Source organism: Thalassotalea litorea (assembly GCF_043642205.1).
Classification (GTDB): domain Bacteria; phylum Pseudomonadota; class Gammaproteobacteria; order Enterobacterales; family Alteromonadaceae; genus Thalassotalea_A; species Thalassotalea_A litorea.
Map to the genome: position 1 here is coordinate 19,505 of NZ_JBHZSG010000011.1, position 24,333 is coordinate 43,837.

At 41.4% G+C, this 24,333-nt stretch carries 25 protein-coding genes and 2 tRNA genes; 14 read left to right on the plus strand and 13 right to left on the minus strand.

What is annotated here, in order from left to right:
• The 7 genes from ACHUFQ_RS07500 to ACHUFQ_RS07530 form a co-directional block, all read right to left on the minus strand.
• Window positions 1-468: a (2Fe-2S)-binding protein gene (locus ACHUFQ_RS07500; protein ID WP_394174418.1), complete on the minus strand. Its 468-nt coding sequence runs from the start codon at window positions 466-468 to the stop codon at window positions 1-3.
• 89 nt (window positions 469-557) lie between these two features.
• The gene (locus ACHUFQ_RS07505) at window positions 558-890 is read right to left on the minus strand and encodes a TusE/DsrC/DsvC family sulfur relay protein (protein ID WP_394174420.1); all 333 of its coding nucleotides are present in this window, start codon (window positions 888-890) and stop codon (window positions 558-560) included.
• Window positions 881-1,168 (minus strand): sulfurtransferase complex subunit TusB, encoded by a 288-nt coding sequence (gene tusB, locus ACHUFQ_RS07510; protein WP_394174422.1) that lies wholly within the window; start codon window positions 1,166-1,168, stop codon window positions 881-883. Before tusB ends, ACHUFQ_RS07505 begins: the two co-directional genes overlap by 10 nt.
• A gap of 3 nt (window positions 1,169-1,171) precedes the next feature.
• Window positions 1,172-1,537, minus strand: a complete 366-nt coding sequence (tusC, locus tag ACHUFQ_RS07515; protein ID WP_394174423.1) for a sulfurtransferase complex subunit TusC — start codon at window positions 1,535-1,537, stop codon at window positions 1,172-1,174.
• Window positions 1,534-1,908, minus strand: a complete 375-nt coding sequence (tusD, locus tag ACHUFQ_RS07520; RefSeq protein ID WP_394174425.1) for a sulfurtransferase complex subunit TusD — start codon at window positions 1,906-1,908, stop codon at window positions 1,534-1,536. Before tusD ends, tusC begins: the two co-directional genes overlap by 4 nt.
• Window positions 1,909-1,974: 66 nt before the next feature.
• Complete coding sequence (locus tag ACHUFQ_RS07525) at window positions 1,975-2,643, minus strand: Bax inhibitor-1/YccA family protein (protein WP_394174427.1); 669 nt, start codon at window positions 2,641-2,643, stop codon at window positions 1,975-1,977.
• 149 nt (window positions 2,644-2,792) lie between these two features.
• Window positions 2,793-3,377 carry a DNA-3-methyladenine glycosylase I gene (locus ACHUFQ_RS07530; RefSeq protein ID WP_394174429.1) on the minus strand — a complete coding sequence of 195 codons (585 nt, stop codon included), beginning with the start codon at window positions 3,375-3,377 and terminating at the stop codon, window positions 2,793-2,795.
• Between the two features lie 155 nt (window positions 3,378-3,532).
• On the opposite strand from ACHUFQ_RS07530, the gene ACHUFQ_RS07535 reads away from it, so the two are divergent.
• A tRNA-Ser gene (locus ACHUFQ_RS07535) sits at window positions 3,533-3,623 on the plus strand.
• Between the two features lie 266 nt (window positions 3,624-3,889).
• On the opposite strand, the gene ACHUFQ_RS07540 is transcribed toward ACHUFQ_RS07535, so the two are convergent.
• Entirely contained in the window at window positions 3,890-4,627 is a 738-nt protein-coding gene (locus tag ACHUFQ_RS07540; RefSeq protein ID WP_394174431.1) for a class I SAM-dependent methyltransferase, read from the minus strand.
• A 171-nt stretch (window positions 4,628-4,798) separates the two neighbouring features.
• Between ACHUFQ_RS07540 and ACHUFQ_RS07545 the strand changes: the two genes are divergently transcribed.
• A tRNA-Ser gene (locus tag ACHUFQ_RS07545) sits at window positions 4,799-4,889 on the plus strand.
• A 405-nt stretch (window positions 4,890-5,294) separates the two neighbouring features.
• On the opposite strand, the gene ACHUFQ_RS07550 is transcribed toward ACHUFQ_RS07545, so the two are convergent.
• The gene (locus ACHUFQ_RS07550) at window positions 5,295-6,422 is read right to left on the minus strand and encodes a zinc-binding dehydrogenase (protein WP_394174433.1); all 1,128 of its coding nucleotides are present in this window, start codon (window positions 6,420-6,422) and stop codon (window positions 5,295-5,297) included.
• 410 nt (window positions 6,423-6,832) lie between these two features.
• Between ACHUFQ_RS07550 and ACHUFQ_RS07555 the strand changes: the two genes are divergently transcribed.
• From ACHUFQ_RS07555 to ACHUFQ_RS07605, 11 genes are all read left to right on the plus strand, one after another.
• Complete coding sequence (locus ACHUFQ_RS07555; RefSeq protein WP_394174435.1) at window positions 6,833-7,270, plus strand: hypothetical protein; 438 nt, start codon at window positions 6,833-6,835, stop codon at window positions 7,268-7,270.
• A 489-nt stretch (window positions 7,271-7,759) separates the two neighbouring features.
• Entirely contained in the window at window positions 7,760-8,944 is a 1,185-nt protein-coding gene (locus ACHUFQ_RS07560) for a tetratricopeptide repeat protein (RefSeq protein ID WP_394174436.1), read from the plus strand.
• Window positions 8,945-8,948: 4 nt separating this feature from the next.
• Window positions 8,949-9,860, plus strand: a complete 912-nt coding sequence (locus ACHUFQ_RS07565) for a M28 family peptidase (RefSeq protein WP_394174437.1) — start codon at window positions 8,949-8,951, stop codon at window positions 9,858-9,860.
• Window positions 9,861-10,122: 262 nt separating this feature from the next.
• Complete coding sequence (locus ACHUFQ_RS07570; protein WP_394174438.1) at window positions 10,123-10,689, plus strand: phosphoribosyltransferase; 567 nt, start codon at window positions 10,123-10,125, stop codon at window positions 10,687-10,689.
• 49 nt (window positions 10,690-10,738) lie between these two features.
• Complete coding sequence (locus ACHUFQ_RS07575; RefSeq protein WP_394174440.1) at window positions 10,739-11,212, plus strand: hypothetical protein; 474 nt, start codon at window positions 10,739-10,741, stop codon at window positions 11,210-11,212.
• On the plus strand, window positions 11,205-11,855 hold the full coding sequence (locus ACHUFQ_RS07580) for a class I SAM-dependent methyltransferase (RefSeq protein WP_394174442.1): 651 nt from the start codon (window positions 11,205-11,207) through the stop codon (window positions 11,853-11,855). The genes ACHUFQ_RS07575 and ACHUFQ_RS07580 overlap by 8 nt, the downstream gene beginning before the upstream one ends.
• Window positions 11,856-12,109: 254 nt before the next feature.
• Window positions 12,110-12,676 (plus strand): paraquat-inducible protein A, encoded by a 567-nt coding sequence (locus ACHUFQ_RS07585; RefSeq protein ID WP_394174548.1) that lies wholly within the window; start codon window positions 12,110-12,112, stop codon window positions 12,674-12,676.
• Window positions 12,669-13,313 (plus strand): paraquat-inducible protein A, encoded by a 645-nt coding sequence (locus ACHUFQ_RS07590; RefSeq protein WP_394174444.1) that lies wholly within the window; start codon window positions 12,669-12,671, stop codon window positions 13,311-13,313. Before ACHUFQ_RS07585 ends, ACHUFQ_RS07590 begins: the two co-directional genes overlap by 8 nt.
• Window positions 13,303-16,254, plus strand: a complete 2,952-nt coding sequence (locus ACHUFQ_RS07595) for a PqiB family protein (protein WP_394174446.1) — start codon at window positions 13,303-13,305, stop codon at window positions 16,252-16,254. The genes ACHUFQ_RS07590 and ACHUFQ_RS07595 overlap by 11 nt, the downstream gene beginning before the upstream one ends.
• A 107-nt stretch (window positions 16,255-16,361) precedes the next feature.
• Window positions 16,362-18,185: a putative 2OG-Fe(II) oxygenase gene (locus ACHUFQ_RS07600; RefSeq protein WP_394174447.1), complete on the plus strand. Its 1,824-nt coding sequence runs from the start codon at window positions 16,362-16,364 to the stop codon at window positions 18,183-18,185.
• Window positions 18,186-18,493: 308 nt separating this feature from the next.
• Window positions 18,494-19,774 carry a tyrosine-type recombinase/integrase gene (locus ACHUFQ_RS07605; protein ID WP_394174448.1) on the plus strand — a complete coding sequence of 427 codons (1,281 nt, stop codon included), beginning with the start codon at window positions 18,494-18,496 and terminating at the stop codon, window positions 19,772-19,774.
• A gap of 190 nt (window positions 19,775-19,964) precedes the next feature.
• Here the strand turns inward: ACHUFQ_RS07605 and ACHUFQ_RS07610 are convergent, their stop codons facing one another.
• The 4 genes from ACHUFQ_RS07610 to yejK form a co-directional block, all read right to left on the minus strand.
• A complete protein-coding gene (locus ACHUFQ_RS07610) occupies window positions 19,965-20,885 on the minus strand; it encodes a M23 family metallopeptidase (RefSeq protein ID WP_394174450.1) in 921 nt (306 codons plus the stop codon).
• Window positions 20,878-21,756, minus strand: a complete 879-nt coding sequence (locus ACHUFQ_RS07615) for a 6-pyruvoyl trahydropterin synthase family protein (RefSeq protein WP_394174549.1) — start codon at window positions 21,754-21,756, stop codon at window positions 20,878-20,880. Before ACHUFQ_RS07615 ends, ACHUFQ_RS07610 begins: the two co-directional genes overlap by 8 nt.
• A 51-nt stretch (window positions 21,757-21,807) precedes the next feature.
• Complete coding sequence (pyrC, locus tag ACHUFQ_RS07620) at window positions 21,808-22,839, minus strand: dihydroorotase (RefSeq protein WP_394174452.1); 1,032 nt, start codon at window positions 22,837-22,839, stop codon at window positions 21,808-21,810.
• 146 nt (window positions 22,840-22,985) lie between these two features.
• Window positions 22,986-24,023 carry a nucleoid-associated protein YejK gene (gene yejK, locus ACHUFQ_RS07625; protein ID WP_394174453.1) on the minus strand — a complete coding sequence of 346 codons (1,038 nt, stop codon included), beginning with the start codon at window positions 24,021-24,023 and terminating at the stop codon, window positions 22,986-22,988.
• A gap of 76 nt (window positions 24,024-24,099) precedes the next feature.
• Between yejK and ACHUFQ_RS07630 the strand changes: the two genes are divergently transcribed.
• Entirely contained in the window at window positions 24,100-24,321 is a 222-nt protein-coding gene (locus tag ACHUFQ_RS07630; protein WP_394174454.1) for a YejL family protein, read from the plus strand.
• Window positions 24,322-24,333 lie beyond the last annotated feature (12 nt).

Genomic DNA, 24,333 nt, shown 5'->3' on the forward strand with positions numbered 1-24,333 from the left:
TTAAGCCTCCCTTGCCAGTTCATCGGCAGCATCACGAATGGCTTTTTTGATTCTCTGATAGGTGCCGCAACGACAAATATTACCTTGCATGGCCATATCAATGTCTTGATCACTTGGCGTTACATTCTGATTTAACAGACCGGCAGCATTCATGATTTGTCCAGCTTGGCAATAACCACATTGTGGTACGCTATTTTCTAACCAGGCCTTTTGTAATGGGTGGTCGCCATTATCAGATAAACCTTCAATGGTGGTGATAGACTGATTGGCTAAAGAGCCTACGGGTGTTACGCAAGAACGGATTGCCTGACCATTGAGGTGCACGGTACAAGCGCCGCATAAGCCACTGCCACAGCCAAATTTCGTACCTGTGATTTCTAGCCGGTCACGCAAAAACCAGAGTAAAGGCATGCTTTCATCGACATCAATTTCAATGACATCACCATTTATTTTTAAGGTTTTATTCATAAGTGTTACCTGATAGGTTTATGCTATTGTTCTGATTCTAACCACTTCACAAACGATTAACAAATCTTAAAAAATCGATTTCCTGACTTTTAAATGCAACGAGCTGGTTTAGGAAGTCCGGCGATTTTTGTGGCTTGTTTGGCCGGGCCTTTGGGAAATAAACGGTAAAGATATCGGCTGTTAGCTTTCTCTTCGGGAAATTCAGTTTTAAGAGCCTTGATAAGCGCGCGGATGGCGGGCGATGTCTTATATTGCAAATAAAAATTTCGGACAAAGTTAACCACTTCCCAATGGTCATCGGTTAAATGGATATTTTCGTTTTCTGCAATGATCTTTGCCAGTTCCGGTTGCCAGTCGTCAACACGGGTTAAGTAACCTTCTTTATCGGTGGTGATTGACTGACCGTTAAACTCTATTGCCATGTTATTACCTTGTCTGAGTCGATAGTAAGTGCAACAAAATCGTCATATTGACACAGTTTGATGCTATCTGACACAGGCGTTAATCCGCGCGCTTGGATATGCTCTTGCAAAGCATAGACCTTTTGCTTTTGGAGGAATGGCATCATGTCAGGGTGGTGTATGTTATAAACGCCATCATCAATGAGAATTATCGAGTCGTCAGCCATTAAGGTTTGCACGCATTGACGCAACTTGTTGTGAGTGAAGCCAGAGCTTCTTACTATGTGTAAATTAGCCATATTTTAAAAAGTTAGAACCAAATCATAAGTGTTCAACGTTTGTTTGAACTGTGTGCGCGGTAGAATTTCAGCACCATCGATAGACAGTTCTCCTTCGACCATTCTCTCAACCATATCGTCCTGGCAAATATATATGTCGTCGATATCGTAAAAACCTAATGCTTTGAAGGTTGCGATAAAATCTTTGTTGCCAATCAGTTCTGGATTTTGATTCGCCTTGGTCTGAAACACACCGTCGGCCATAAAAAACAATGCCACTGGCATTTCGTAACTGGCAAAGATAAGGGCCAAGTCCAGAGCTTCTTTGGCTTTAAAATCATCAAATGTTGTTGCGGTATTGACGATGGCTATTCGATTATTACTGATCATAATTGAATGACCTTTTCGGCATTATTGGTTAACACAACAAGTTCGCCAAGACCAGAAATCGTAAAGTGTTCAGCAATATTATGGGAAAACCCTGGTGCGTTTGAGTCGGAGAGTCCGCGTCGCTCTGCAGCGGTAATACATAAATACATCGGGGTATTGGTTTGTTGATGAAACGCACGCCAGGCACTTAAATGATTGATCTCATCAGAAGGGGTTTGCAAATAGACATTGGCGTTTATTACGCCATGCTGATAGAAGAACACACCTTCAATAGCATGTCCTTGATCGAGAAGAGCTTCTGCAAACTTTAAAGCTGTCAGGGTTCTGTTATCGGTCGGTGCGGTGCTGACTATGATCGCAAAGGTAGTCACGTTAATTTCCTGAAATAAAAAAGCCCCGTTTCCGAGGCTTTGTTGTTCATTTACCTAAACGATAGTTTAATCGTCACTACCTGTGAATGCCATCAAAAGATGTAACAGGCTGGAAAAGATGTTGTATAGGGAAACAAACAAGGTAACGGTTGCCAAGATGTAGTTGGTTTCGCCACCGTGAACGATGTCACTGGTTTGCTTCAGGATGATTGCTGAAGAAAACAAGATAAACAACGCACTGATCGCTAATGATAATGCAGGGATCTGCAAGAATAGGTTACCGATCATTGCAATAATTAGAACCCAGAAACCGGCTACTAACATACCGTTTAAGAAAGACATGTCTCTTTTGGTTGTTAACGCATACGCAGACAAACCAAAGAAAATCAGACCGGTACCACCTAATGAAAGTACCACTAAATCGGCAGCACCTGAACCCAGAGCGTAACCAACCATGGGCGCGATGGTATATCCTAAAAATCCTGTAAATGCGAATACGGAAACCAGACCCATCGCTGAATTAGCGGTTTTGTAAACCAAGAACATTAATCCGTAAATACCGATTAAGCTAACCCAAATTCCTGGGTAAGGTAAGTTCAATGCGATAGCTGCGGTTGCAACAATAGCACTGAAAATTAGAGTCATTGCCAACAAGCTATACGTGTTACGTAAAACCTTGTTAATCTCTACAGTTGATAATTGTGAAGCGGTATTAAACCCTACAGGTGATTGCATCTGTATTTCCTTTTTAAACCAAAGTTAACTATTAGATGGGGGCAACCCCCAATAGTTCCAAGTCGTTTTTTATCAAATTTTAACGCTAAACGGAATATTATTATAGAAAATTTGCGAAACAAACTAATTTATTCGTTTAAACAACATGCTTAATTGCTATTGAGCTCATTCTTACGAAAACAATCCGCGCTGTGATCATTTACCATACCACATGCCTGCATATGCGCGTAAATAATAGTGGAACCCACAAATTTAAATCCGCGTTTCTTCAAATCTTTGCTTATCTGATCTGAAATATCGGTTGTCGCCGGGTAGTCTTCCAGAGTTTTTAAATGATTGACGATAGGTTTGTGGTCGACAAATGCCCACATGTATTGACAGAAACTGCCAAATTCTCGCTGCACTTCAATAAAACGCTGTGCATTATTTACTGCTGCCCGTATCTTCAATTGATTACGAATAATGCCAGGGTTGCTAAGTAATGCCTGGATTTTATCTTCGTTATACCGTGCGACTTTATTCACATCAAAATTATCAAATAGTTTTCGATAATTGTCGCGCTTTTTCAAAACGGTGTACCAACTCAGACCAGCTTGCGCAGATTCTAAAGTCAAATACTCAAACATTTTTTGATCATCATGTACCGGGACTCCCCATTCTTTGTCGTGGTAGTTGACGTAATCTTGTTTACTTAAATCAAGCCAGGGACATCGAGTTAATTGTTCTTTTGCCATAACGATTCTCATTGAATGCATACTAGTTAGTCTAACTCTAACAACACTTGCGAGCAAAAAAATACCATTTTGTTGGTTTTTTCAGCGGTCAGAATGTTTATTTGAATTAAGGCTTTACAAGGCCAAATTGAGGCTATAATATTCGCACCACTTCAGGTGAGATGGCTGAGTGGTCGAAAGCACCGGTCTTGAAAACCGGCATACGTTTGTAGCGTATCTAGGGTTCAAATCCCTATCTCACCGCCACATTTGAAAGCCCGCTATATTAGCGGGCTTTCTTGCTTTTACGTCGTCCATGGCGTGGCGGCATACAAAACATCCTGATTATATCGTCTTCATTTAAACCATCCTTGGAATGATGACATACAAAACATCCATGTTTATCGTCATCATTAATCCATCCATGGAATGAAGACATACAAAACATCCATGTTTATCGTCATCATTAATCCATCCATGGAATGATGACATACAAAACATCCATGTTTATAACCGCTGTGTTAGGAAGTGGTTTAGCGTTTTTGTACGATAAACATTTGGTAACCAAATTCGCCTAAGTGTTGCTCATAAAGTTCAACTTCGCTAAGGATATCCTTCAAGGCTTGAGAGCAGGGCATAACCGCGGTCAGTGCAACAGCGCGTTGCTTCAAAGGCTGATAATAGTTTTCCCATGCCTGCTCACTTAATGAAAAGTGATGGAGTACGTCAAAATTTTCTCGGTTAAACTGGTCAATTCTGGTGGCGACTGATTGCATATCTGGGTATTCGCTAGAGAAAAAATCTTTGCTTTGCTGGTCAGGGGTAGAGCTTAGCCATACCAAATCGCTCAGCACCATTACTCCACCGGGTTGTAATAGAGCACGCCATTCTTTAATGGCATTTTGGACTCCCATGATATAAGCACATCCTTCAGCCCAGATTACATCGAAACTCTCTTGAGGAAACGGTAAGTCGGTCATACTCGCACATACCGTATTAACTTGCTTGGTCAGTCCTTTACTGATGAGCGCCGCGTTAAGCGACTGTAACGCATCAGGCTCATTATCTACGGCGGTTATTTGAGAATGACTCGCTTTTGCTAACGCCAGTGTTGTCAGGCCTTTACCACAGCCTATTTCAAGAATATGCTGTGGAGTAATCGGTACCAATGAAAATGCATGCAAAGATTCTTGCTTATTCCCTGGGCCCCAGCGTTCGAGCTCCTGAAATACTGTCATGAAGTCTTTCATATAAGATTCGTCTTGATTCATTTGTTACCTCAACCGCATTTTCGGATGTGCTTTACTGATGATTTTACTTAGCTTTCAGTAAACTTTGTATAACGAATGAACAAACGCGCTGAAAATTCGTTTTTTTTTAAATATTTTTAACCGAATCCCTTTACATTGCCCAACTCAGCCATTAATATTCGCACCACTTCAGGTGAGATGGCTGAGTGGTCGAAAGCACCGGTCTTGAAAACCGGCATACGTTTGTAGCGTATCTAGGGTTCAAATCCCTATCTCACCGCCACATTAAAAAAACCCGCTTAATAGCGGGTTTTTTGCTTTATACGCCATCCTTGGCGTAGCGGCATAAAAAACATCCATGTTTATAACCGCCATATAAGATGAAGGGCTCCGTAAGGGGCCCTTTTTCGTTTGGTGAGATAGATGTTGAACCCGTAAAGGGGTTCACAAAAATGACAGGATCATTTTTGCTCATACTTTGTATGCCCGAAGGGTAAAATACATGGAGGTATTTTATCAAATCCCTATCTCACCGCCACATTTGAAAGCCCGCTAATATAGCGGGCTTTCTTGCTTTAACGTCGTCCATGGCGTGGCGGCATACAAAACATCCTGCTTTTATCGTCATCATTTAAACCATCCTTGGAATGATGACATACAAAACATCCATGTTTATAACATCCTGAGTTTAGGCTTGTGGTAGAACTAAATACTTCTCACTCGTAGCTTGTTTGGCATAGGCGCCTAACGATTCCAGTTGTAATACTTGCGCTAGTGACACCTGGTGTGTGTAGTGACTAGCAAATGTCGTTGTAATTTCAGCGGCAACCCGTTTACGCATGGCTATCGTGGTTTCCGTTCCTAGTTTGCCTAATACGTTAAATAACAAGAAACCGTTAACCCCCCAGGCAAAACCGAAGTTACGATTAAGGGTAATCGGGCCTCGGTCTAGAGCACCATAAATATACACTTGTTTATAGGTATCAGAGCCATAGACGCTGTGCTCGGTCAAATTGCGAGATGCTGCCGCTTCCATACACGTCAGGATGTCGCTTGCTAACTTACCACCACCGATTGGATCAAAGGCGATAGTGGCTCCAGTTTCGATTAGTGCAGCGGTTAATTCAGCATAAAAGCTGTCGCTACTCGAATTAACCACGTATTTAGCCCCCATATTGCGTAGTAATGTTTCTTGTTCTGGCTTACGTACAATGTTGACTAAGTCAATGCCATCAGCGATACAAATGCGGTTTAGCATTTGGCCAAGGTTTGAAGCGGCAGCAGCATGAACAATCGCCGAATGGCCTTCAGTACGCATGGTTTCCACCATTGCTAAAGCGGTAAGCGGATTCACAAAAGATGAAGCACCTTCTATTGCGCTGGTACCTGACTGAAGTTCTAAACAATTTTCTACGTTAGCGCACAGGTACTGACGAAATGTACCACCACCGATTACCGCAACCGTTTTCCCCATCAAAGCTTGAGCATCAACTGAGGAACCAGCAGCAACAACAGTCCCTGCGCCCTCGTTACCAACAGGTATAGATTTACCAACACGAGCTTTTACAGACAACATATTTTGAGCAGGTACTTTGGCGCTGATCACCGGGTTATGTTCGTTACCTGTCTGGCGAGCCGTTGTCATGTCAGCTGCTGCAAACATAACGGCTAGATCCGAGGGATTAATTGGCGCCGCTTCAATCCGAATTACCACTTCATCGGCACCGGGTTGCGGGATCTCGATATTTTTAAGTGCGAGTTGCAGTGTATTGTCTTCACTAATGGTGGAAGTCAGTTGTAAATTCGTATCTGGCATAGGGTTTTGCTCCATAAAATATATTGACCAAATTAGGTGTTTTGAAACACAGCAACCTATAGTTGCAAACTATAAATGGCGGTAGTTTTTATTCGCAAGCATCCATCAACAAACCGTTTATTATCGCTCTGTAAAAACGTCACAATGTTTAGGCGAGCTTAAACTGGCTAATGGTTTTTGGAGCAGGGTTGCTCAAGGTATAGAACGTTCAATGGATATATTCAAACATCTGAACCTAACCTTAAAAACTTGTGAAGCTTTTCGCTCTTTGTTCAGGGAACAATCGATACTAAGGTAAAAATTCTTTTTTTTAGTTTTAAAAATCGCCAACAAGTGTTTAAATAATGAGCAGGATGTTTTTAACCGTCTATTAATAATAAGAAAATACTCAATTGAAAAGGGGAAGTCCGATGGCGAATAGTAATAATGAACTCCTGATAGAAAACGAAAACCTATTCCGATCTCTCGTCTGTGCACCTGTTGCTGTTTGGTTTGTTTTACTTGCGGCCAATTCAGTAATGACATCAGGTATGATCATTTTCCAGATTATATTTGTGTTATTGGCTATCTATTTCACTCTCAGTTCGCTTGCATATGCGTCTTATTATACCAATGAGCGATATCAGGGTGACGCTAAACCCTTTTTTAATAATCAAAACCTTGCAAAATGTCTGATTCATTGTCTTCTTACACTGGTATTTGCAACCCTTGCGTACCAAACAGTAACCGGTGATGCTCACCTTGTTTTTAAAGTAGTGTCCGTGGTGCTGGCATTATATTTTTCCCTGTCATTTATTGCATACGGGGCTTACTATACAAATGACCTATGTGAAAGTGACGCTCACTGATCTGATTTAACAAGATTTAGCATCTTTGCATTTTACTGAAGTATTTTGAGGATATTATACTTAGGGCTTGATGCGCTCTTGGCTTGAATTTCTGACTCTCATTATTGCTTGCGTCAGAACTCTTTAAGGAGTTTTCTGGAACCACGAATGCCACTAATAGCAGGGATTTAAAGGGGCTCCCCTGACCTCAGCCGTAACGCGTTGCTATGTTGAGCGAGTTGATTTAGATGATATCGCGTAAACAGGATAAATCTTCTGATATGCCAGCTAAACAGTTAAAATTCTGTCTGCGGTTAATTAATCGTTGTATTTGTTAAGGCTGAACCGTATCAGTGACACCTAAGGCCGTGAAATTCGTTTATTTAATTTTGCTAAAACGCTAGTAAATAGCGGTAATCTAAGTGTAAAAAATTATTAATACTTACCCTAACTGGAGGTAAATCGTCTAAAAGTTGCATATGCTTTAAGTAATGCAAGGGAGGGATTCGAGTGCCGAAAATCATTAGATACCAATTCAACCTTATGACCTTAGCGGTGTTTTTTCTCATCCTGGGAGGTTGCAGTTCTGCTCCCAACATTGATTCACAACCAACGCCATTATCAATCTTGCTGCACAGCGATACTTTTCCTGGGCACAAACACGTTAAACTTATCGATGAAAGCGAAATATTTGCCCTTAGTGACGATATGAAAGCGTTCGCCCATGGGCACCTGTTATGGATAGAAGAGCCTAAAATAAGAGCCGAAGCCTTACTGCGAAAGCTTTTTAATCGAACGCCCTCCGGGCTGGTATACGCTCAAGGGGCAAATTTAACCGCCCAGCAAACTTTCTCTGAGCAATCAGCAAATTGCTTATCACTGACAATACTTGCCTATGCACTTGCCCACGAAGTTAATCTTTCGGTGAATTTTCAAGAAGTTAAAATCCCCGAATATTGGGTCAGGGATGGTGATTATAACTTGTTAAGCCGGCATGTAAATTTAGTGGTTACTGGTGATAGGAAAACCCAATATCAGCGTCTTTGGGGTGGACAACTTACGACAATAGATTTTGATCCACTTGTAGTGAAAAAACATTTTGACAAAGAGGTGATTTCAAAGCGAAGAGTAACGGCGATGTTTTACAATAATATCGGGGCGAATGCGCTAACATCAGGCAATTATGATGAGGCCTATGCAAATTTCAAAAAATCTATCGAAGTTGATAAAGGATTTAGCGCTGTTTGGGGCAATCTGGGCTATCTGTACAAAGCCCATGGATTAATTAGTTTAGCAAAAGGGAGTTATTTGAAAGCCATTGAACAAGATTCTGATAACTATAACGCTTGGACAAATTTAGGGATTCTTCTTAAAGAACAAGGGCAAACAAAAGAGGCTGAACAGATTGCGCAATTTATAGAAAGGGTAAGAGTTAAAAACCCCTATTATCATGCTGTTTTAGGGGATGAGGCCTATCACAATGGTCACTATCAACAAGCAATCAAACATTTTGAAAAAGCAAGTGACATGCAACCAAGGGAACACGAGTTCTATTTTGGTTTAGCTAAAAGCTACTTCAAATTAGGAGATTATGATCGAAGTGAAAAATATATGAGTATGGCGAAAGGGCAGGCTAATTTCCCTGATATAGAGCGTAAGTATGCACAGAAGCTGAAGCTACTTAGTACATTGTAAATTCATGGTGTTTTCTCGAATTCAATGGTTTATGGTTGTCGTTTTACTGGCTAGCAGAAGTAGTTATTCCTGCAACGATTCTGGTGAAGTCGCCTGGCAGCATCTGCAGATATTAGGCAGTAGTGACATGGCTGGACGAGGTCCAGGACAGGCGGGACATATTTTGGCGCAAGCGTATATATCTCAAACCTGGGAGAGGCTGGGAAACTCGCAACTAGTTCGGCATGATTTTCACTATACTAGCGGCTTGGTGAGCAAGACTGGAACTAATTGGCTGTTATTTGTCCCCGCGCAGGTGACTACCAATAGTTACATGATTATCGCAGCACATTACGATCATTTGGGCAAAAAGGGAACTAACGTATATTTTGGTGCGGATGATAATGCATCAGGCACCGCCGCTTTATTAGCTCTGTCGGAATGTTTTTCTGAACACGAGTTTTATCACAACTTAGTTTACATTGCTTTTGATCGAGAAGAACAAGGATTAAAAGGCGCTAGTGCTTTTGTAAGAAATTATCCGCATATTATTAAAAATACGCGCATTATGGTTAACTTGGACATGATAGCCCATGGGGCACGGAATTCTCACTATTGGTTAACCGGGACTAAAAGGTGGCAGCAATTTCAAGAAGTTGTTGAAAATACTAATAGAGATGTGGACATCCCATTCAAGCCTCGTCGACATCTATCCTTAAGGTCAGATTCGATGTTAAACACCAGAATAGACCTGCATAAAGCCAGCGACCATTATGAGTTTTATAAGGCCGGGGTGCCATACCTTTTCATTACCGGTGATAACCATATGCATTATCATACGCCTGCAGATACAATATCAACGATTGACCAAAATTTTTATCGCTCCGGCGTCAAATCAATTGCCACACTTATTAATTATTTAGATACCGATTTATAACTCTGATATGACATCCGAAAAACAATCAACACTAAGTAAGTGTGTATAAAGAATATAAGCCTTCGACTTTATACTACTTTTATTAATAAACACTTATGGCGCAACTACCTTTGAAACTAAAATCCGTTATAATAGTTAGTCAACTCGTTAGGGGCTATTTTTTGCTGTTGTGTTGTACATAAGTAAAACCTAGTCTTTCTGGTTTTGAGTTTTTTCAATCTTTATACCGATTGTATGTCGGTTGTTATCCAAGAGGCGTAGAATGGATAAAAAATTTATAAGTGCTCAAGAACTTCTCGAAGATTCTTTCCGCGTTGCCGCACAAGTTTTTGAAGACGGTTTCCGTCCACAGTTTATTGTCGGGATTTGGCGCGGCGGCGCCCCAATTGGGATCGCCGTTCAAGAGTATTTTGATTTCAAACAGGTAGAAACGGACCATATTGCCGTGCGTACATCGTCCTACTACGGCATAAATAAACAATCTAAAGAGATCAAAGTGCATGGTTTGCATTATTTGATCGAAAATGCCAATGCTGATGATGGTTTACTGATTGTAGATGATGTATTTGATTCAGGTCGAAGCATCGACGCACTAATCAAACAAATTCAAGAACTTATGAGATTAAATACGCCAAAGGATATTCGTATTGCTTGTCCATGGTATAAGCCTCAAAACTCGAAAGTAGATATAAAACCGAATTATTATGTACATGATTCTGATGAGTGGCTTGTTTTCCCTCATGAGTTATCTGGACTAACCCCGGACGAGATTATTAACGGCAAGTCAGATTTGGTTAATATTATGGATCTGCTAGTTGAAAAAAAATAACGTTACCATACTAAGTTAAACTAAAAGGAAACTCAGGTTTCCTTTTTTTATGCTCGATCATCAATTTAAACCGTTGACCTGGTTTCAAGCGACTGTTGTTCCGGGTTACCAAATAGCATCGGGGCTCGCTAAAGATAATCCTTTTGGCGATGGCAGCCTATGCCTGCAGCTTCCGCTGTTTTGCCAAGCAGGCCTGCCATTTAAGCGAATCTATCCAGGTACATTAAATTTGGACATAAGCCCATTTCGAATCCAATGGATAGACTATTGGTATTGTGTTCACCAATTAAAGTGGCATCCACAATTTGCAGCTGAATCTTTTGCGTTTTGCCCTTGCAAACTAGACGTTTGCGACAATTATTATCAAGGGTTTGTTTACTACCCCCTACCAGAAACGAAATTAGGTCACCACCATAACCCTGCAATTGTCGAGGTGATTAGTGAGTTTATCCCTGACGTTTGTTATCGTGATACCATAAAGGTCAGCTTTCCCAAACAATACATAAACGTCATCGATGAATAATCACGAACACTGGCAACAGGTGTTTGCCAATAAATCAGCACAACAAATGAGCTGGTCTCAGTCGGCTGACGATGCCACATTCCTGGCCTTTAAGCGCCTTGGTTTGCCTATGTCGGCCCATATCGTAGAAGCCGGTTGTGGTATTTCTGAGTGGTCTGCTAAGGCGTTAGATGACGGGTATCAGCATCTTACCCTCATTGATATCTCCAAACGAGCATTAGAGCACCTGATGAAAGAGCATAAGAATCGACAGCTTGAGAATCAAGCCTGTCGGTATCTTGAACTGGATTTAAGCGTGGCAGATTCACATAAGCTTTCAGACCTTCAGAATTCGGTTGATTGCTGGATAGACCGGGCGGTATTTCACTTTATGACAAGTCGCGCAGAAAAGCTGAACTACATCAACAAGCTTTCGTCATGTTTAAAAAAACAAGGCACCGTTGTTCTGGCGACATTTTCCGAGAACGGGCCGGAAAAATGCTCGAATCTACCGGTGCAACGTTACAGCCATGAACAACTGTTACAGTTTTTGGAAACTTCCGAATTTGGCGCTTTTAAATGCCTGGACCACTGGCAACAAGAACACACCACACCATGGGGAGCGCCTCAGAGTTTTAACTGGTGGATTATCCAACGGCTTTGATAGTTTTACTGGTTTGCGGGTTACTTATAAAGATTTCAGTTGATATCTTGTTTATCACCAATTAACTGCTCATAAAATTTGAAAATATCCTGTTTCCTTATATGGTTAGGTAATAGGGTAAGAATAATTTGAACGGCTTAAAACATTATTCTTGTCCGTAATTTTTGTATTCCTTAAAGCAAATTACAATAATAATGACGGTAACCAGCACTACAACACCTAAAATACTTGCTTGTCGAGAATGCGACAACCTGATGCCTTATCCTGCTTTGGTTGAGGGGCAGCAGGCTCGTTGCAAGCAATGCCATCATATTTTGTTATACCGAAAACCCAACCCAATAAACCGTAGCATCGCCATCTCAATTGCCGGCCTTATATTAGCGATCCCAGCAATTTATTTGCCAATAATGTCGATGAAGATGTTCAGCATAAGTAGTACGGTTAGTTTATCTTCAGCGGTATATTCGCTCTGGCTAAATGAATTATATTTTGTCGCTCTGGTTACCTGTTTTTTTTGCATACTCGCACCAATTGGTAAGCTGATCATCGCGTTGACTCTGGGTATTCAGGTTAAAACGAATCAGTTCAAGCGTCCAAGCTATATGCCGCTCATCAGGTTTTACCAAAGAATCGACAGTTGGGAAATGCTAGAAGTGTTTATGATTGGCATACTCGTTTCCATTTTTAAACTCAGAGCCGATGCAGATTTGTTTTTCGATTTAGGCCTGGTTAGTTACATCCTTTTCATGCTTTGTATCGTTGCATTAAAACTCAGTTTTGATAAAGAATTACTGTGGAACAAGGTGGTTGTCGATGATTAATATTGATGCCATTGATTTTTCCCAAAGTGGCAAATCAAATCACCTTGCCACCTGCGACACCTGTCATTGGGTCAACCCATATAAGCAGGCACAGGAGAATGTCTGTCAACGGTGTAACGCTGCGCTCCAACAGCGTAAGCCCTTTGCTTTTCAAAAAACTCTGGCGCTAACCCTTTGTTCAATCATTGCTTTTTTTCCAGCCAACCTATACCCGATAATGACTATTTTGCAATTTGGTAAAGGCCAGGGGGATACGATACTTTCCGGTACTTTATATATGTTTCAAAATGGCATGATACCAATCGCTGCCATTGTATTTATCGCAAGCTTCATTTTTCCCTTAGCAAAAATTATTGGCCTGGTTTACCTGCTGTATTCGGTAAAGTTTCGTTCTGGAACTTCCCGCAAACATCGCACCCATATGTATCGGTACATTGAAATGTTTGGACCATGGTCAATGTTAGATGTATTTGTGGTGGCTGTTCTTGTGTCCTTGGTTGAGATTGGTAATGTCCTGGAAGTGGTTGCCGGTCCCGGTGCAACAGCGTTTGGGATCATGGTGATCCTGAGTATATTTGCAGCGGCCAGTTTTGATTCTAAGATGTTATGGGATGGGCAGGGCACTGATGAGCGATAAACCGACTAACCATGCCATTATTGAGCCCCGACCCAAGATATCGTTTATCTGGATATTACCGATACTGGCCGCAATCATCGCTGCCTACCTAATCATCCAGGCCTATTATCAGTCGGGGATAGATATTAAAATTTATGTTAAAGACGCAGATGGTATTGTCGAACAGAAAACCGAGGTGAGATTTAAAGGACTGCCGGTGGGGTTGGTTCGTGAATTATCGATTAAGGACGGATTGGATGTGATAACCGTTCATATTGAAATGGACCGTTCTACAAAACCCTACCTGAATCAAAATTCACAATTCTGGTTAGTGAAACCGGAAATTAGCTTGTCCGGTGTTTCGGGCCTGGAAACGGTGATCACAGGCAACTATTTTGAAATGCTACCTGCGTCCCAAGGCAATAGATTAAGAGAATTTCATGCCCTGAAACGACCACCTGCTATTCCAGCGGATACCCCAGGCTTACATCTTACTTTGCATGCGCAAAGTTTAGGGTCGTTAAATCGTGGTAGTGGCGTTTATTACAAACAAATTCGGGTAGGAGAAGTTTACGATTATCAATTAAATCAACAAAACGGCTACGTCGCAATTAAGCTTCTGATAGAAGAAAATTATCAGGATCTGGTGAAGTTTAACAGCCGTTTTTATAATGCCAGCGGGCTTGAGGTCAGTGGCGATCTTTCCGGTTTCAAGGTTCGGACCGAGTCCTTATCATCGATAATCAGTGGCGGTGTTGCATTCCATACGCCGACAACCGATAAAGAATTTCCTGATGTCGAAAATTATACCAAATTTAATCTTTATAATGATTTTGATGCTGCCCAGGCCGGTATCAAAGTTACCATGAATTTCCCTCAAAATAGCGGCGTTAAAGCCGGTGAAACCAAAGTGATCTTTGAAGGTGTCGAACTCGGGGTGGTAGAAGATTTTACCTACAACCAGGCCCAGGGAGGTTTAATTGCCAGTGTTAATTTTGACCCAAGATTGGAACCTTACCTGTTATCAGGAATGCAATTTTGGCTGGTAAAACCCAATATCAGTTTTTCCGGTATTTCCAATATGGACAGATTGTTAAGTGGCCCTTATGTGTCTTTTCGTCTTGGTAATGGCGAGCCAACTCGAGAATTTAATGTGTTGTCTCAACCACCGCCATTAAGTTATGAAGAGCCCGGACTACATTTACAATTGCAAACGGAAAATATCGATTCCCTTGCATTTGATACGCCTGTGTTCTATCGCAATATGCGCGTTGGCACGGTACAGGATCATGAATTGAATGCCGATAAACAAAGCTTTTCTGTGCATATATTTATTCAACCGGCCTATGAGCATCTGGTTAATCAAGGTAGTCGTTTCTTTAAACTGGGTGGACTGGATATTCAGGCGAAATTCCCGCAGGTTAACGTTCAAGCCAGTACCCTGACCAATATGTTTGTCGGTGGCATCGCCTTTGAAACGGATACGTTTTTGAATGAAAAACCGCTGATGGATGGTTTTGAATTTAAACTTGCCAGTACGGAAGCCGAATCTAGATTCGATCAAATTCTAGAACTAAATTTTGCTGGCATTCTAGACATAAATCCCGGTTTTACGGTGTTAAAGTATGGCAACCTTGAGATAGGAAAAGTAGAAAAAGTTTCATTAAATGAGTCGGTTAACGAGATGCAGATCAGGTTGAATTATGATGGTCGTTTTAAAACCTTATTTCGCGAGCAAAGCCAAATCAGGTTTGTAACCGGCGGTTTAAGCTCAAAACAACTTTCTGCAATGGTATCGGGTAGCTATCTTGAAGTGATCCCGGGTGAAGGAGAACCAAGAACAAGCTATGATATTTTGGCCAAAGGAGGGCACTTTAGTCCCAGTCTTTCAGGACTACAATTGCTATTAACCAATAGCCACTCCCATGGACTCACCGCCGGCTCACCGGTATTTTTCAAGGATTTAAACATCGGCAAGGTAGAAGCGGTTAATTTAAAAAACCAAGGCAAGCACTTTGAATTTTTGATCAGCATCGACCCTCAGTACCATTCTCTGGTCTATACCAATAGTGAGTTCTATCTTGCAAGTGGCATTCAAATCGAAGCGAGTTTATCTGGAGTGTCCGTTTCTTCTCCTAATCTTCAAAGGGTATTAAGCGGCGGTATTTCCCTGGTTAACCCGGCTATTGTTGAAGGCGTACAAACGAAAGAACTTAGCACCTATCCATTATTAGAGTCGATAGATCATAGCCAGTATCAAGGCCCCGTGGTTGACGTTCAGTTTACCGAGGTAGTCGATATTGATGTAGGTGCTAGCCTAATCTATCAAGGACATGAAGTTGGCGTGGTCATTCAGGTTACGTTAGATACTGATTTAACGAGCACGACGTTGAAGGTAAAAGTCAGTGAAGCCTATGCCAATTTAACGCAACAAGGTGCCCAGTATTATTTAATGCAGCCCAGCATTGGCTTAACACAAATCAAGAACGCGTCTTCATTATTTACGGGTAATCAACTCGGCGTTATCCCTGGCAATGGTGTACAAATCAAGAGTTTTACCGGTTCTGTAAGAGCGCCGGTTATCAAACAGCTAAACAGTGGTCTAAATTTACAACTCACCGCGAAAACATTAGGTTCAGTGGCACCGGGTCAGAACGTGTATTACCGGCAAATACCCGTTGGCAAAGTATTGGGGAGCCAACTAAATGAACAAGGTACAGGTGTTCTGATCTATATAAATATCGAAGTGCCATATGCGTATTTGGTAAATTCCTCCTCAGAGTTTTACAATGTTAGTGGTATTGATATTGATGCCGGACTATTTTCTGGTGTTTCCATTACTACAGAATCCTTATCAGCTGTTCTTTCGGGAGGCATTGCATTTTATACGCCGAAAGTCACTGAAAGGGAGTCAACATCGATACAAAACGGTGACAGTTTTACACTGATAGACGAGAGATAGAACAATATTTTTTAGTATTTAACGAAGTGACTGTTTAGCTCTTGCTTAAGCTTTCAAAATGCTTATGATGAATTCAGAAAAGTATTCATTGATGAGAATCTAGTTGTATGCAAGTCACTTATCAGACGCTCTTGCACCATGCTTTGACAGCATTAAAACAAAATCAATTTAGGCTTGCCGCGAGTCATTTTGACAAGTTGCACCCTATCCTTACGAATAATCCCCAGTTGTATAAGCCTGCGATCATTGCCTATTTAAAAAGTGGCAATGAAGATGGAGCAAGAAATCTTTTGCCGGGCCACCTTAAGTTCAATCCAAAAGACGCAGATCTTCATAATATTTATGCAGATTTAGCCAAAAGAACTGATGACTTTAAAACCTCAGAAAAACACTTTTTACTGGCAATTTCCCTAGCTAAAAATATTCCTGCGTTTAAATACAACCTTGCGTTGCTTTACTTTCAACAGCATAAGTTTTCACTGGCAAGACCATTGCTACTTGAAAACATAGGCAGTCATTCTGACCATCAAGCAAGTATTCTCCTGTATCTCAAAGTACTGTTTGAATTAAAAAGTATCGATGAGGCTGTCGAACATTTAGAATTTATCAAACAGCGAGCGCCTGACTTATGTGGTAACGCGCAGTACATAAAGTATTTAATTTTAGTAAAGATAGAGCAACAAGACTACGAACATGCCCAAAGGCAAATCGCTTCGCTAACAGCCAGCAATGCCAGCGCTCAAGATTTCGAAGATATTTGTTTGCACTTTGTGTGTAATTGTCAGGGAATGTTTGGACTCTCATCGTTAGAAAAGGGTTTAAACTTGTATCCAACCGCGCTAGAACTATTGAATTTGTATACGTCATTGAGCTATGAACTTCAGAGTAGTGACCCACTAAAATACTGGAATAAATTAACCAGTGGACAGTGGACATTACCGCTGGTTTTAAGCTTTTCGAGACAGTTAAAACTTCTTGGTGAACCCCAACAGGCGTTATCTAAACTTGAATCACACCTTAGTCAATTTTCTGCAGAGCCTGAATTTTGGTATTTATGGGCTGAACTAAATACAACTCTGGGTAACTATGAAAAGGTGATAGAACTTGCACAAAACAAACCATCTATACAAGGCAACCAAAATTTTCAAGAACTGATAATTAAATCTTATTTAGGTTTGAATGAAAATTCACAGGCATTAAATGTTTGCACTAAAATATTAAACAAATTTCCGGAAGATCAGTACCTAAGGGCATTATATGCTACGTGTTTAAGAGCCAATGAACATCCTTTGTATAACGACTTCTATGACTATAAAAATCTGGTTACTAAGTCTTCGATTGAAGTTCCAAATGGTTTTGCCAACATTAGCGAATTTAATGAAAAAGTTAAACAGAGTCTGCAGTCGATACATATTATGAAAGCGAGTCCGTTAAGTCAGTCAGTGACTGGCGGAGGTACTCAAACACCAGGTTTCTTATTCAACAATGACTCTGATATTTTAGCCATACTTAAACGCACACTGGAAACCACATGGGCCAGACTTATCAAGGATATAGATTTTTCAAAACTCGCAAATGACAATCCTTTACATCAAGGCTTAAAGGGCGAACTCGAATGGAAAACAGCTTGGTCGATAACCAATAGAGCAGGCGGATTTCATTTGCCACACATACATAGTAAAGGTCTTTTCAGCGGTGTTTATTACGTCGATGTTCCAGCACAAGGTGACAATAATGTTGTTCAGCCTGATTCAGGATGCATCGGTTTTGGTAAACCCGATTTACCGGTTAATCAAAACTACGATTTTAAGATCCGTCCTACGGCAGGCGAAATGGTCATTTTCCCTTCATTCTTTTGGCATGGAACTTTGCCTTTTGCAGAAGAAGGCGATCGCATTGTTGTCGCATTCGATTTAAATTATTGTAATTGAGTTAAAAACAAAAGAGCAATTCGTGCGCTACGTGAAAAATAAAACCGTTTTGCCTAACTTGGCTCACAGAATTCACACAGCGCACGCGAAATTGGAGCGCATAGATAAGAAACAATGAAAGCAGAAGAGCCACTGTGCCATATTTAACCCCTACCAAATGTCCGATAATGTTAATTAGTGGACATATCGTATAAGAGGCTTTAACATAGGCTTTACGTCCAATTAACCTTATATGCATGATACATCCAGTTCTTAACTGGTTGCTCAATGTCTATCAGGTATATTCAAAATTAATATAATAAACGCCTATGACTACAGATGCTTTTAACGCAGAACCTTTGTTTGATTCTCATCGTCATTTTCAACAAATGCACCGTAATCAATTATTTAGTGATGAAAATCAGTCCGTGAAAACCTTCGTGGATAACATCAACCAAACGGTAAACGGCGCACTCGAAGACTATCGTTACACCAAAGAATTCCTGCAGTCCAAAGGACGCCGTAACGAAGCAACCTACAATTTATTTCGCTCGGAAACAGAAAAGTTTTTGTTGTGGTCATGGCTATACGCTGAAAAATCCATCGTAACGTTAAAGCGCCGTGATCTGGAAACTTACATCGATTTTGTTCATAAGCCGCCTCTAAACTGGATATCAAGCTATGTTTACCGTCGATTTGAGGACATTAATGGATATCGGCAAGTTAATCCGGACTGGCGTCCATTTACGATTAAAATCCCTAAATCTCAGCGGCTTGATGATATTGATTTTAATAGTAAAAAACGTAACTACCAATGCTCACAGGACGCCATGAAAGCGACTTTTTCTGTCCTTAACGTCTTTTATGACTATTTGGTCACCGAAGATTATGCCTTTGGCAATGCGATTGCATCGGTGAAAAAAGACAGTCCATATCTGATCAAAGATGCATCGGTTATTGAAGTTAAGCGGTTATCTTCATTACAGTGGGATTATATTCTCGAATCCACGCAAAACCTGGCGGATGCTGATGAAAACCATGAACGAACATTGTTTATCATTGCTTGTTTAAAAACCTTATATCTGCGCATATCTGAGTTATCCGAGCGCCCTGTCTGGTCTCCTGTTATGGGCAACTTCTGGACCGATAAAGATAAAAACCACTGGTTTAAAGTCTTTGGTAAAGGTAATAAACAACGCGATGTTTCGGTTCCTGACAGCTTTTTGCCTTATCTGAATCGTTATCGACAGTACCGAGGGTTAAGTGGATATCCGCTTTCTTCAGAAACCGATCCGTTAATCAATAAACTCAAAGGTTTTGGTGGGATGACGTCGCGCCAGCTGCGTCGTATTGTTCAACAGGCTTTTGATAACGCTTTTGAAAAAATGACTCAGGAAGGTTTTGATCACGAAGCTCAAACCCTGAAAGAAGCTACCACCCATTGGTTAAGACACACAGGTGCGTCGATGGATATTTCATCCAGACCGCTTAAGCATATGGCTGATGAACTCGGACATGCCAGTATGGGCACAACGGATCGGGTTTATGTACAATCGGATCATTTAGAACGCGCGAAATCTGGTAAAAAACGTAGTATTGAAAGTAATTGAGTTTGGCTAAATCACGCGTGTGTCACGGGAAGTCCTTTGCAGTGTGGCGTATGTCGGTGTTATACCAACAGCTGATACTGGCTTATTGTCGCGCACAAAGAGTAACAAGCACCCTTTTTACGCGACTATAACAATACGTCACTGACAATACGCTAAACCAATGGTTTTAATTATTATCCAAAGGCAGAAGCTAATTGAAGGTATGCATATTGGGTAACTTTAGCGCTAACGCGGGGTCCAGTTTTACATTAAACCAGTTGATTCGCCAGTCCAGATGAGGGCCAGTTGAGCGCCCTGTCGAACCAATTTTGGCAATGTTTTGACCTTGTAAAACCTTGTCGCCTTGTTTTACTAAAGAACCGGATAAATGTAAAAACGTTGACGTGACGCCATGGCCATGATCGATCACTAAGGTACCACCAGAATAAAACATGTCAGGTACCCATAAGGTGACAACACCGGCAGCTGGTGCTTGGATCAAGGTGCCAGTTTTACCGGCGTAATCCAAACCATAGTGAGGATTGCCCGGCTTGCCATTGTAGACACGCTGACTGCCGTAGACACCCGTAATTTTGCCTTTACTAGGCGCAATAAAACCGTGTGCAAAATCGATGTTGTCGGCGGATATACTGCGTACTTCACCGATTTGTTTACTGTCTTGGCGAGCTCTTTTAACATCCTTTGGATCCGGATTCATAATTTTCTTGGCAATGCCATTGACCCGCTGAATGTTATATTCGCGCTTACCAGGCGCCAATGTTTTTATCTGTTGCTTGTCACCGTTGACGACTTTTAGCTGATAGCTATGTTCGTCATCCCGACTAAAGCCAAACGTGAAAAGCCCATGCCGTGATACTTTTAATGCCCGATCATCTAAATACACCTGATTGCCAGGCTGGGTTTTACCGACCATCAGGCTGCCCTGGACCACATCACCTTGCAAATCTATCAGGAGCTCATCGTTGGCATTAGCGTGCTGAACTGTGAAAGACAACACTGCCAATAATGGCAGGGTTAACGTTCTAAACGCAATGCCTACTCTTACTGCCAGCTTATTTTGCCCCCATATCAACAAGCCGTATGCAAATGATGGAGCTCTGACACTAAACATGGCTGATGGCTCCCTTGCCGACACCTTCAAATGCGACCACTTTGTAGCTGTTATCGGGATGTTCCGCCTTTAATTGCCTGGCAATATAATCGGCGAGAAGTTCTACGGTCGAATCACAATCGACAACTTCAAGATTATCCTTAATGGCGATATCAAATCGCCCTTGCGGCGCATAATAGGAAAAACATTGGTGATCTGAGGACAAATCCTGTCGACCTCGTTCTGATAACTCAACTTGTTGCTGATTAATAGCATCGGAGTCAGTGGCAAGGTAAATGTCTTGCCAACGTGAGCACCATTTCTTTTCCAGACTTAACGAGCGAATACTATTTTCATATAGATTTATTTTCGAACGGTGGCCGTGTGCAATACGCTGACAGTTTCCATCATGCTTTTTCAATCCATGGGTGTAGTGATAGTAAAAACCATCAATGGCCTCTGGACGAAGCGTTAATTCAATGGCTTTTACGTTTTCGGGCAATTGCGCTTTTATTACACCTGTCAAGTAACGCGTAACCGCTTCTTCAGTGATTTTGTCGTCCGGGATTTGTGCAAAGGCGCATTGTGGAGACTGTAAATGGATGCTGCTCAGCTGTACCGGATAAAAGTCTACGTATACATGTTTATCGCGACCAGAGTTCTCAATAAACAGGTTTTCATCGTTTGTGGGTAGCAATAATTTATGGTCTACCGCATCATCAATGATGGCTTTGATTTGCTTTTTCACAATACCAAAATCCAATACCATGCTTTCGGCATTCAAATCACCGGAGAGCACGACGTCAACGATCCAACTTTCGCCCACAACCCCCCTGTCTTTACATAGATAAGAGAAGTCAATAACGGTTAAGTCATTGACGAATAACTGCATGGTTTTTAAACTCATGATTAATCCTTCGCTTTGCCTTGGTAAGCGCTACGTTTAAGCTTTTACCTGCCACTGAATTTCTTCACCTGCTCGAATTGGCACAACCGTGTCGTCGCCAAACGGCATAGTTTCAGGCACAGACCAGGAGGCTTTAACTAAGGTAATGGTATCGGTATGACGCGGTAACTTATAAAAATCCGGACCATGGAAGCTGGCAAAGCCTTCCAGTTTATCCAGCGCATTTTCCTGTTCAAACACTTCGGCATATAACTCAATCGCAGCATGCGCTGTGTAAGAACCGGCGCAACCACAGGCACTTTCTTTCGCTTCTTTGGTATGAGGAGCTGAATCTGTACCCAAAAAGAATTTAGAACTGCCGCTCGTCGCTGCCTCTATTAACGCCTGTTGATGGATATTACGTTTGAGCACTGGCAAACAAAAATAATGCGGACGAATACCACCAACTAACATGTGGTTACGGTTAAACAGTAAGTGATGTGCGGTGATCGTTGCCGCGACATTTGCACCTGCCTGGTTGACAAAGTCAACCGCATCTTTGGTGGTAATATGTTCCAGGACGATGCGTAGGGTTGGGAATTTGGCAACAACAGGTGTTAAAATTCGCTCTATATACTCTTTTTCGCGGTCGAAAATATCAATATGACTATCAGTCACTTCACCGTGCAACAACAGTGGCAGATCTTCTTCCTGCATGGTTTCAAGTACAGAATAAATATTCTTAATGTCTGTCACACCTGATGCTGAGTTTGTGGTTGCACCAGCAGGATAAAGCTTCGCGGCAAAGACTTTACCCGATGCTTTTGCTTCGCGAATATCTTCACTGGTAGTGTTATCCGTAAGATACAAGACCATCAAAGGCTCAAAAATTTTCGATTCGTTTACCTTTTGAATGCGCTCATAATAGCCAATGGCCTGTTCGGTGGTCATTACCGGTGGTACCAAGTTTGGCATCACGATTGCACGTCCAAAGTAACGTCCAATATCTCTAACGGTGTCAGGCAACACATTGCCATCGCGAAGGTGTACATGCCAATCATCTGGGCGAGTAATCGTAAGAGTCGTCATTAATCATTCCGTATTGCTGTAAATGGCCAAAGTTTGTGTCATTTAACGAACAAAATCGTTCAATCTAGCGGTAAACGATTGGGTTTCAAACCTTGGTTAACTATCGTTGAAAAAAATACCGCAGCGTCGCTGCCAACTTAATCGTTTTATTGTTCTTCGCTGGATAACAGCTTTAACAATTGCTCTTTTAAGTTTGGTGGAACCCGGTGAATCGTCAACGTTTCATTGGCAGGATTATACACTACATCCTGGCCAAAGTGACTACGTTCGAAGCTAATGCTGATTCCGGCACCATAACCTGAATATTTTGTGGCTTTATTGATGGTCGCCTGATCATGAGGAAACGATTCCTCCAATGGGTAATCATTTTGCTGGCAAAACTGGTAGAAGGCGTCGCCATTGTCTTCATTTGGCAAAGCTTCAGATAATTCCTGCAACTTTACGTCCTGACCTAAGGTTTGTTGTTCTTTACAATAACTCAGCATTTCTTTACGTGTTTGCTGCTTTTCTTCAGCATTCAATTGCTGAACATTCACAAACTCTTCTACGGCACTGATCAGTACCTGACTTTGTCGTTTAGGGTCAATGCCCTCTTCACAACCTAAAAAGTCCAGGAAAAAATCTGAGACTTTACGACCCGCACGGCCTTTGATGAAGGATATATAGCGAGATTTTTCGGCATTATCGACATACTCAAACAAATCGATGCGTACCGCTAATTGTAAGCGTGAGCTATCAATATGTTGATCGGACGAAATATTTAACTCACCATCGACATAAAAGTGTTCAGTTACCGGTAACATGGCGACCAACAAATAACGGCCGGAGAGCATTTCGTAATGACAAGTTAGTAAATAACCGGTTTCCGCCATGTCGTATTTTTCAAGTTCAGCCGCCAGCCCTTTGCTCACACGATCGCTAAATTCGTTAAAATCTAACTGTTCATTTAGATAATCATCCAGGCTGTGATGAAATGGCATTGCCTCAGAAGGTTCTTGATTTTGCTTAAAACCACCATAGGCTTTTGAGCCCTTGGCATTGTAAATGGTGTGCAGATCTTCGATGAAGGCGTTGATTTTTGGGGTAATAGCAACAGGAGCATCACCTGCGGTTATTGTCACCTGAGGGTCGTTCTCAGGCTTTGCGACAAAGCGCAAATCAATTTTATTAATAATTAAACTCATTGTCCGGGCCAGTTTTATCTTGAAGAAGCATTTGATAAACTAAAATTAATTTCAAATTCATCAGTATTTTAAAATAATGCCTATTGTATCTAAGTATTCGAACGAACGTGTAGAAAAAATTGTCCAAAATTTATTGGATAACCTCGTTGATCAGGAAGTTTCTACCGATTTGGCGCTTATGTGTCTTGGAAACACCTTATCTACGATCATCAACAATCAAGTACCCGAGGATAAGCGTCAAGCTATCGTCGAAAATTTCTGTCAGGCTTTAACCCAGTCTGTAACTCAACAAAAATAATAATAAATAGAA

Coding starts and splice junctions, on each gene's coding strand:
- ACHUFQ_RS07500 (WP_394174418.1), bottom strand. CDS start 468: ATGAATAAAACCTTAAAAATAAATGGTGATGTCATTGAAATTGATGTC.
- ACHUFQ_RS07505 (WP_394174420.1), bottom strand. CDS start 890: ATGGCAATAGAGTTTAACGGTCAGTCAATCACCACCGATAAAGAAGGT.
- tusB (WP_394174422.1), bottom strand. CDS start 1,168: ATGGCTAATTTACACATAGTAAGAAGCTCTGGCTTCACTCACAACAAG.
- tusC (WP_394174423.1), bottom strand. CDS start 1,537: ATGATCAGTAATAATCGAATAGCCATCGTCAATACCGCAACAACATTT.
- ACHUFQ_RS07525 (WP_394174427.1), bottom strand. CDS start 2,643: ATGCAATCACCTGTAGGGTTTAATACCGCTTCACAATTATCAACTGTA.
- ACHUFQ_RS07530 (WP_394174429.1), bottom strand. CDS start 3,377: ATGGCAAAAGAACAATTAACTCGATGTCCCTGGCTTGATTTAAGTAAA.
- ACHUFQ_RS07540 (WP_394174431.1), bottom strand. CDS start 4,627: ATGAATCAAGACGAATCTTATATGAAAGACTTCATGACAGTATTTCAG.
- ACHUFQ_RS07550 (WP_394174433.1), bottom strand. CDS start 6,422: ATGCCAGATACGAATTTACAACTGACTTCCACCATTAGTGAAGACAAT.
- ACHUFQ_RS07555 (WP_394174435.1), top strand. CDS start 6,833: ATGGCGAATAGTAATAATGAACTCCTGATAGAAAACGAAAACCTATTC.
- ACHUFQ_RS07565 (WP_394174437.1), top strand. CDS start 8,949: ATGGTGTTTTCTCGAATTCAATGGTTTATGGTTGTCGTTTTACTGGCT.
- ACHUFQ_RS07570 (WP_394174438.1), top strand. CDS start 10,123: ATGGATAAAAAATTTATAAGTGCTCAAGAACTTCTCGAAGATTCTTTC.
- ACHUFQ_RS07575 (WP_394174440.1), top strand. CDS start 10,739: ATGCTCGATCATCAATTTAAACCGTTGACCTGGTTTCAAGCGACTGTT.
- ACHUFQ_RS07580 (WP_394174442.1), top strand. CDS start 11,205: ATGAATAATCACGAACACTGGCAACAGGTGTTTGCCAATAAATCAGCA.
- ACHUFQ_RS07585 (WP_394174548.1), top strand. CDS start 12,110: ATGCCTTATCCTGCTTTGGTTGAGGGGCAGCAGGCTCGTTGCAAGCAA.
- ACHUFQ_RS07590 (WP_394174444.1), top strand. CDS start 12,669: ATGATTAATATTGATGCCATTGATTTTTCCCAAAGTGGCAAATCAAAT.
- ACHUFQ_RS07595 (WP_394174446.1), top strand. CDS start 13,303: ATGAGCGATAAACCGACTAACCATGCCATTATTGAGCCCCGACCCAAG.
- ACHUFQ_RS07600 (WP_394174447.1), top strand. CDS start 16,362: ATGCAAGTCACTTATCAGACGCTCTTGCACCATGCTTTGACAGCATTA.
- ACHUFQ_RS07605 (WP_394174448.1), top strand. CDS start 18,494: ATGACTACAGATGCTTTTAACGCAGAACCTTTGTTTGATTCTCATCGT.
- ACHUFQ_RS07610 (WP_394174450.1), bottom strand. CDS start 20,885: ATGTTTAGTGTCAGAGCTCCATCATTTGCATACGGCTTGTTGATATGG.
- ACHUFQ_RS07615 (WP_394174549.1), bottom strand. CDS start 21,756: ATGCAGTTATTCGTCAATGACTTAACCGTTATTGACTTCTCTTATCTA.
- pyrC (WP_394174452.1), bottom strand. CDS start 22,839: ATGACGACTCTTACGATTACTCGCCCAGATGATTGGCATGTACACCTT.
- yejK (WP_394174453.1), bottom strand. CDS start 24,023: ATGAGTTTAATTATTAATAAAATTGATTTGCGCTTTGTCGCAAAGCCT.
- ACHUFQ_RS07630 (WP_394174454.1), top strand. CDS start 24,100: ATGCCTATTGTATCTAAGTATTCGAACGAACGTGTAGAAAAAATTGTC.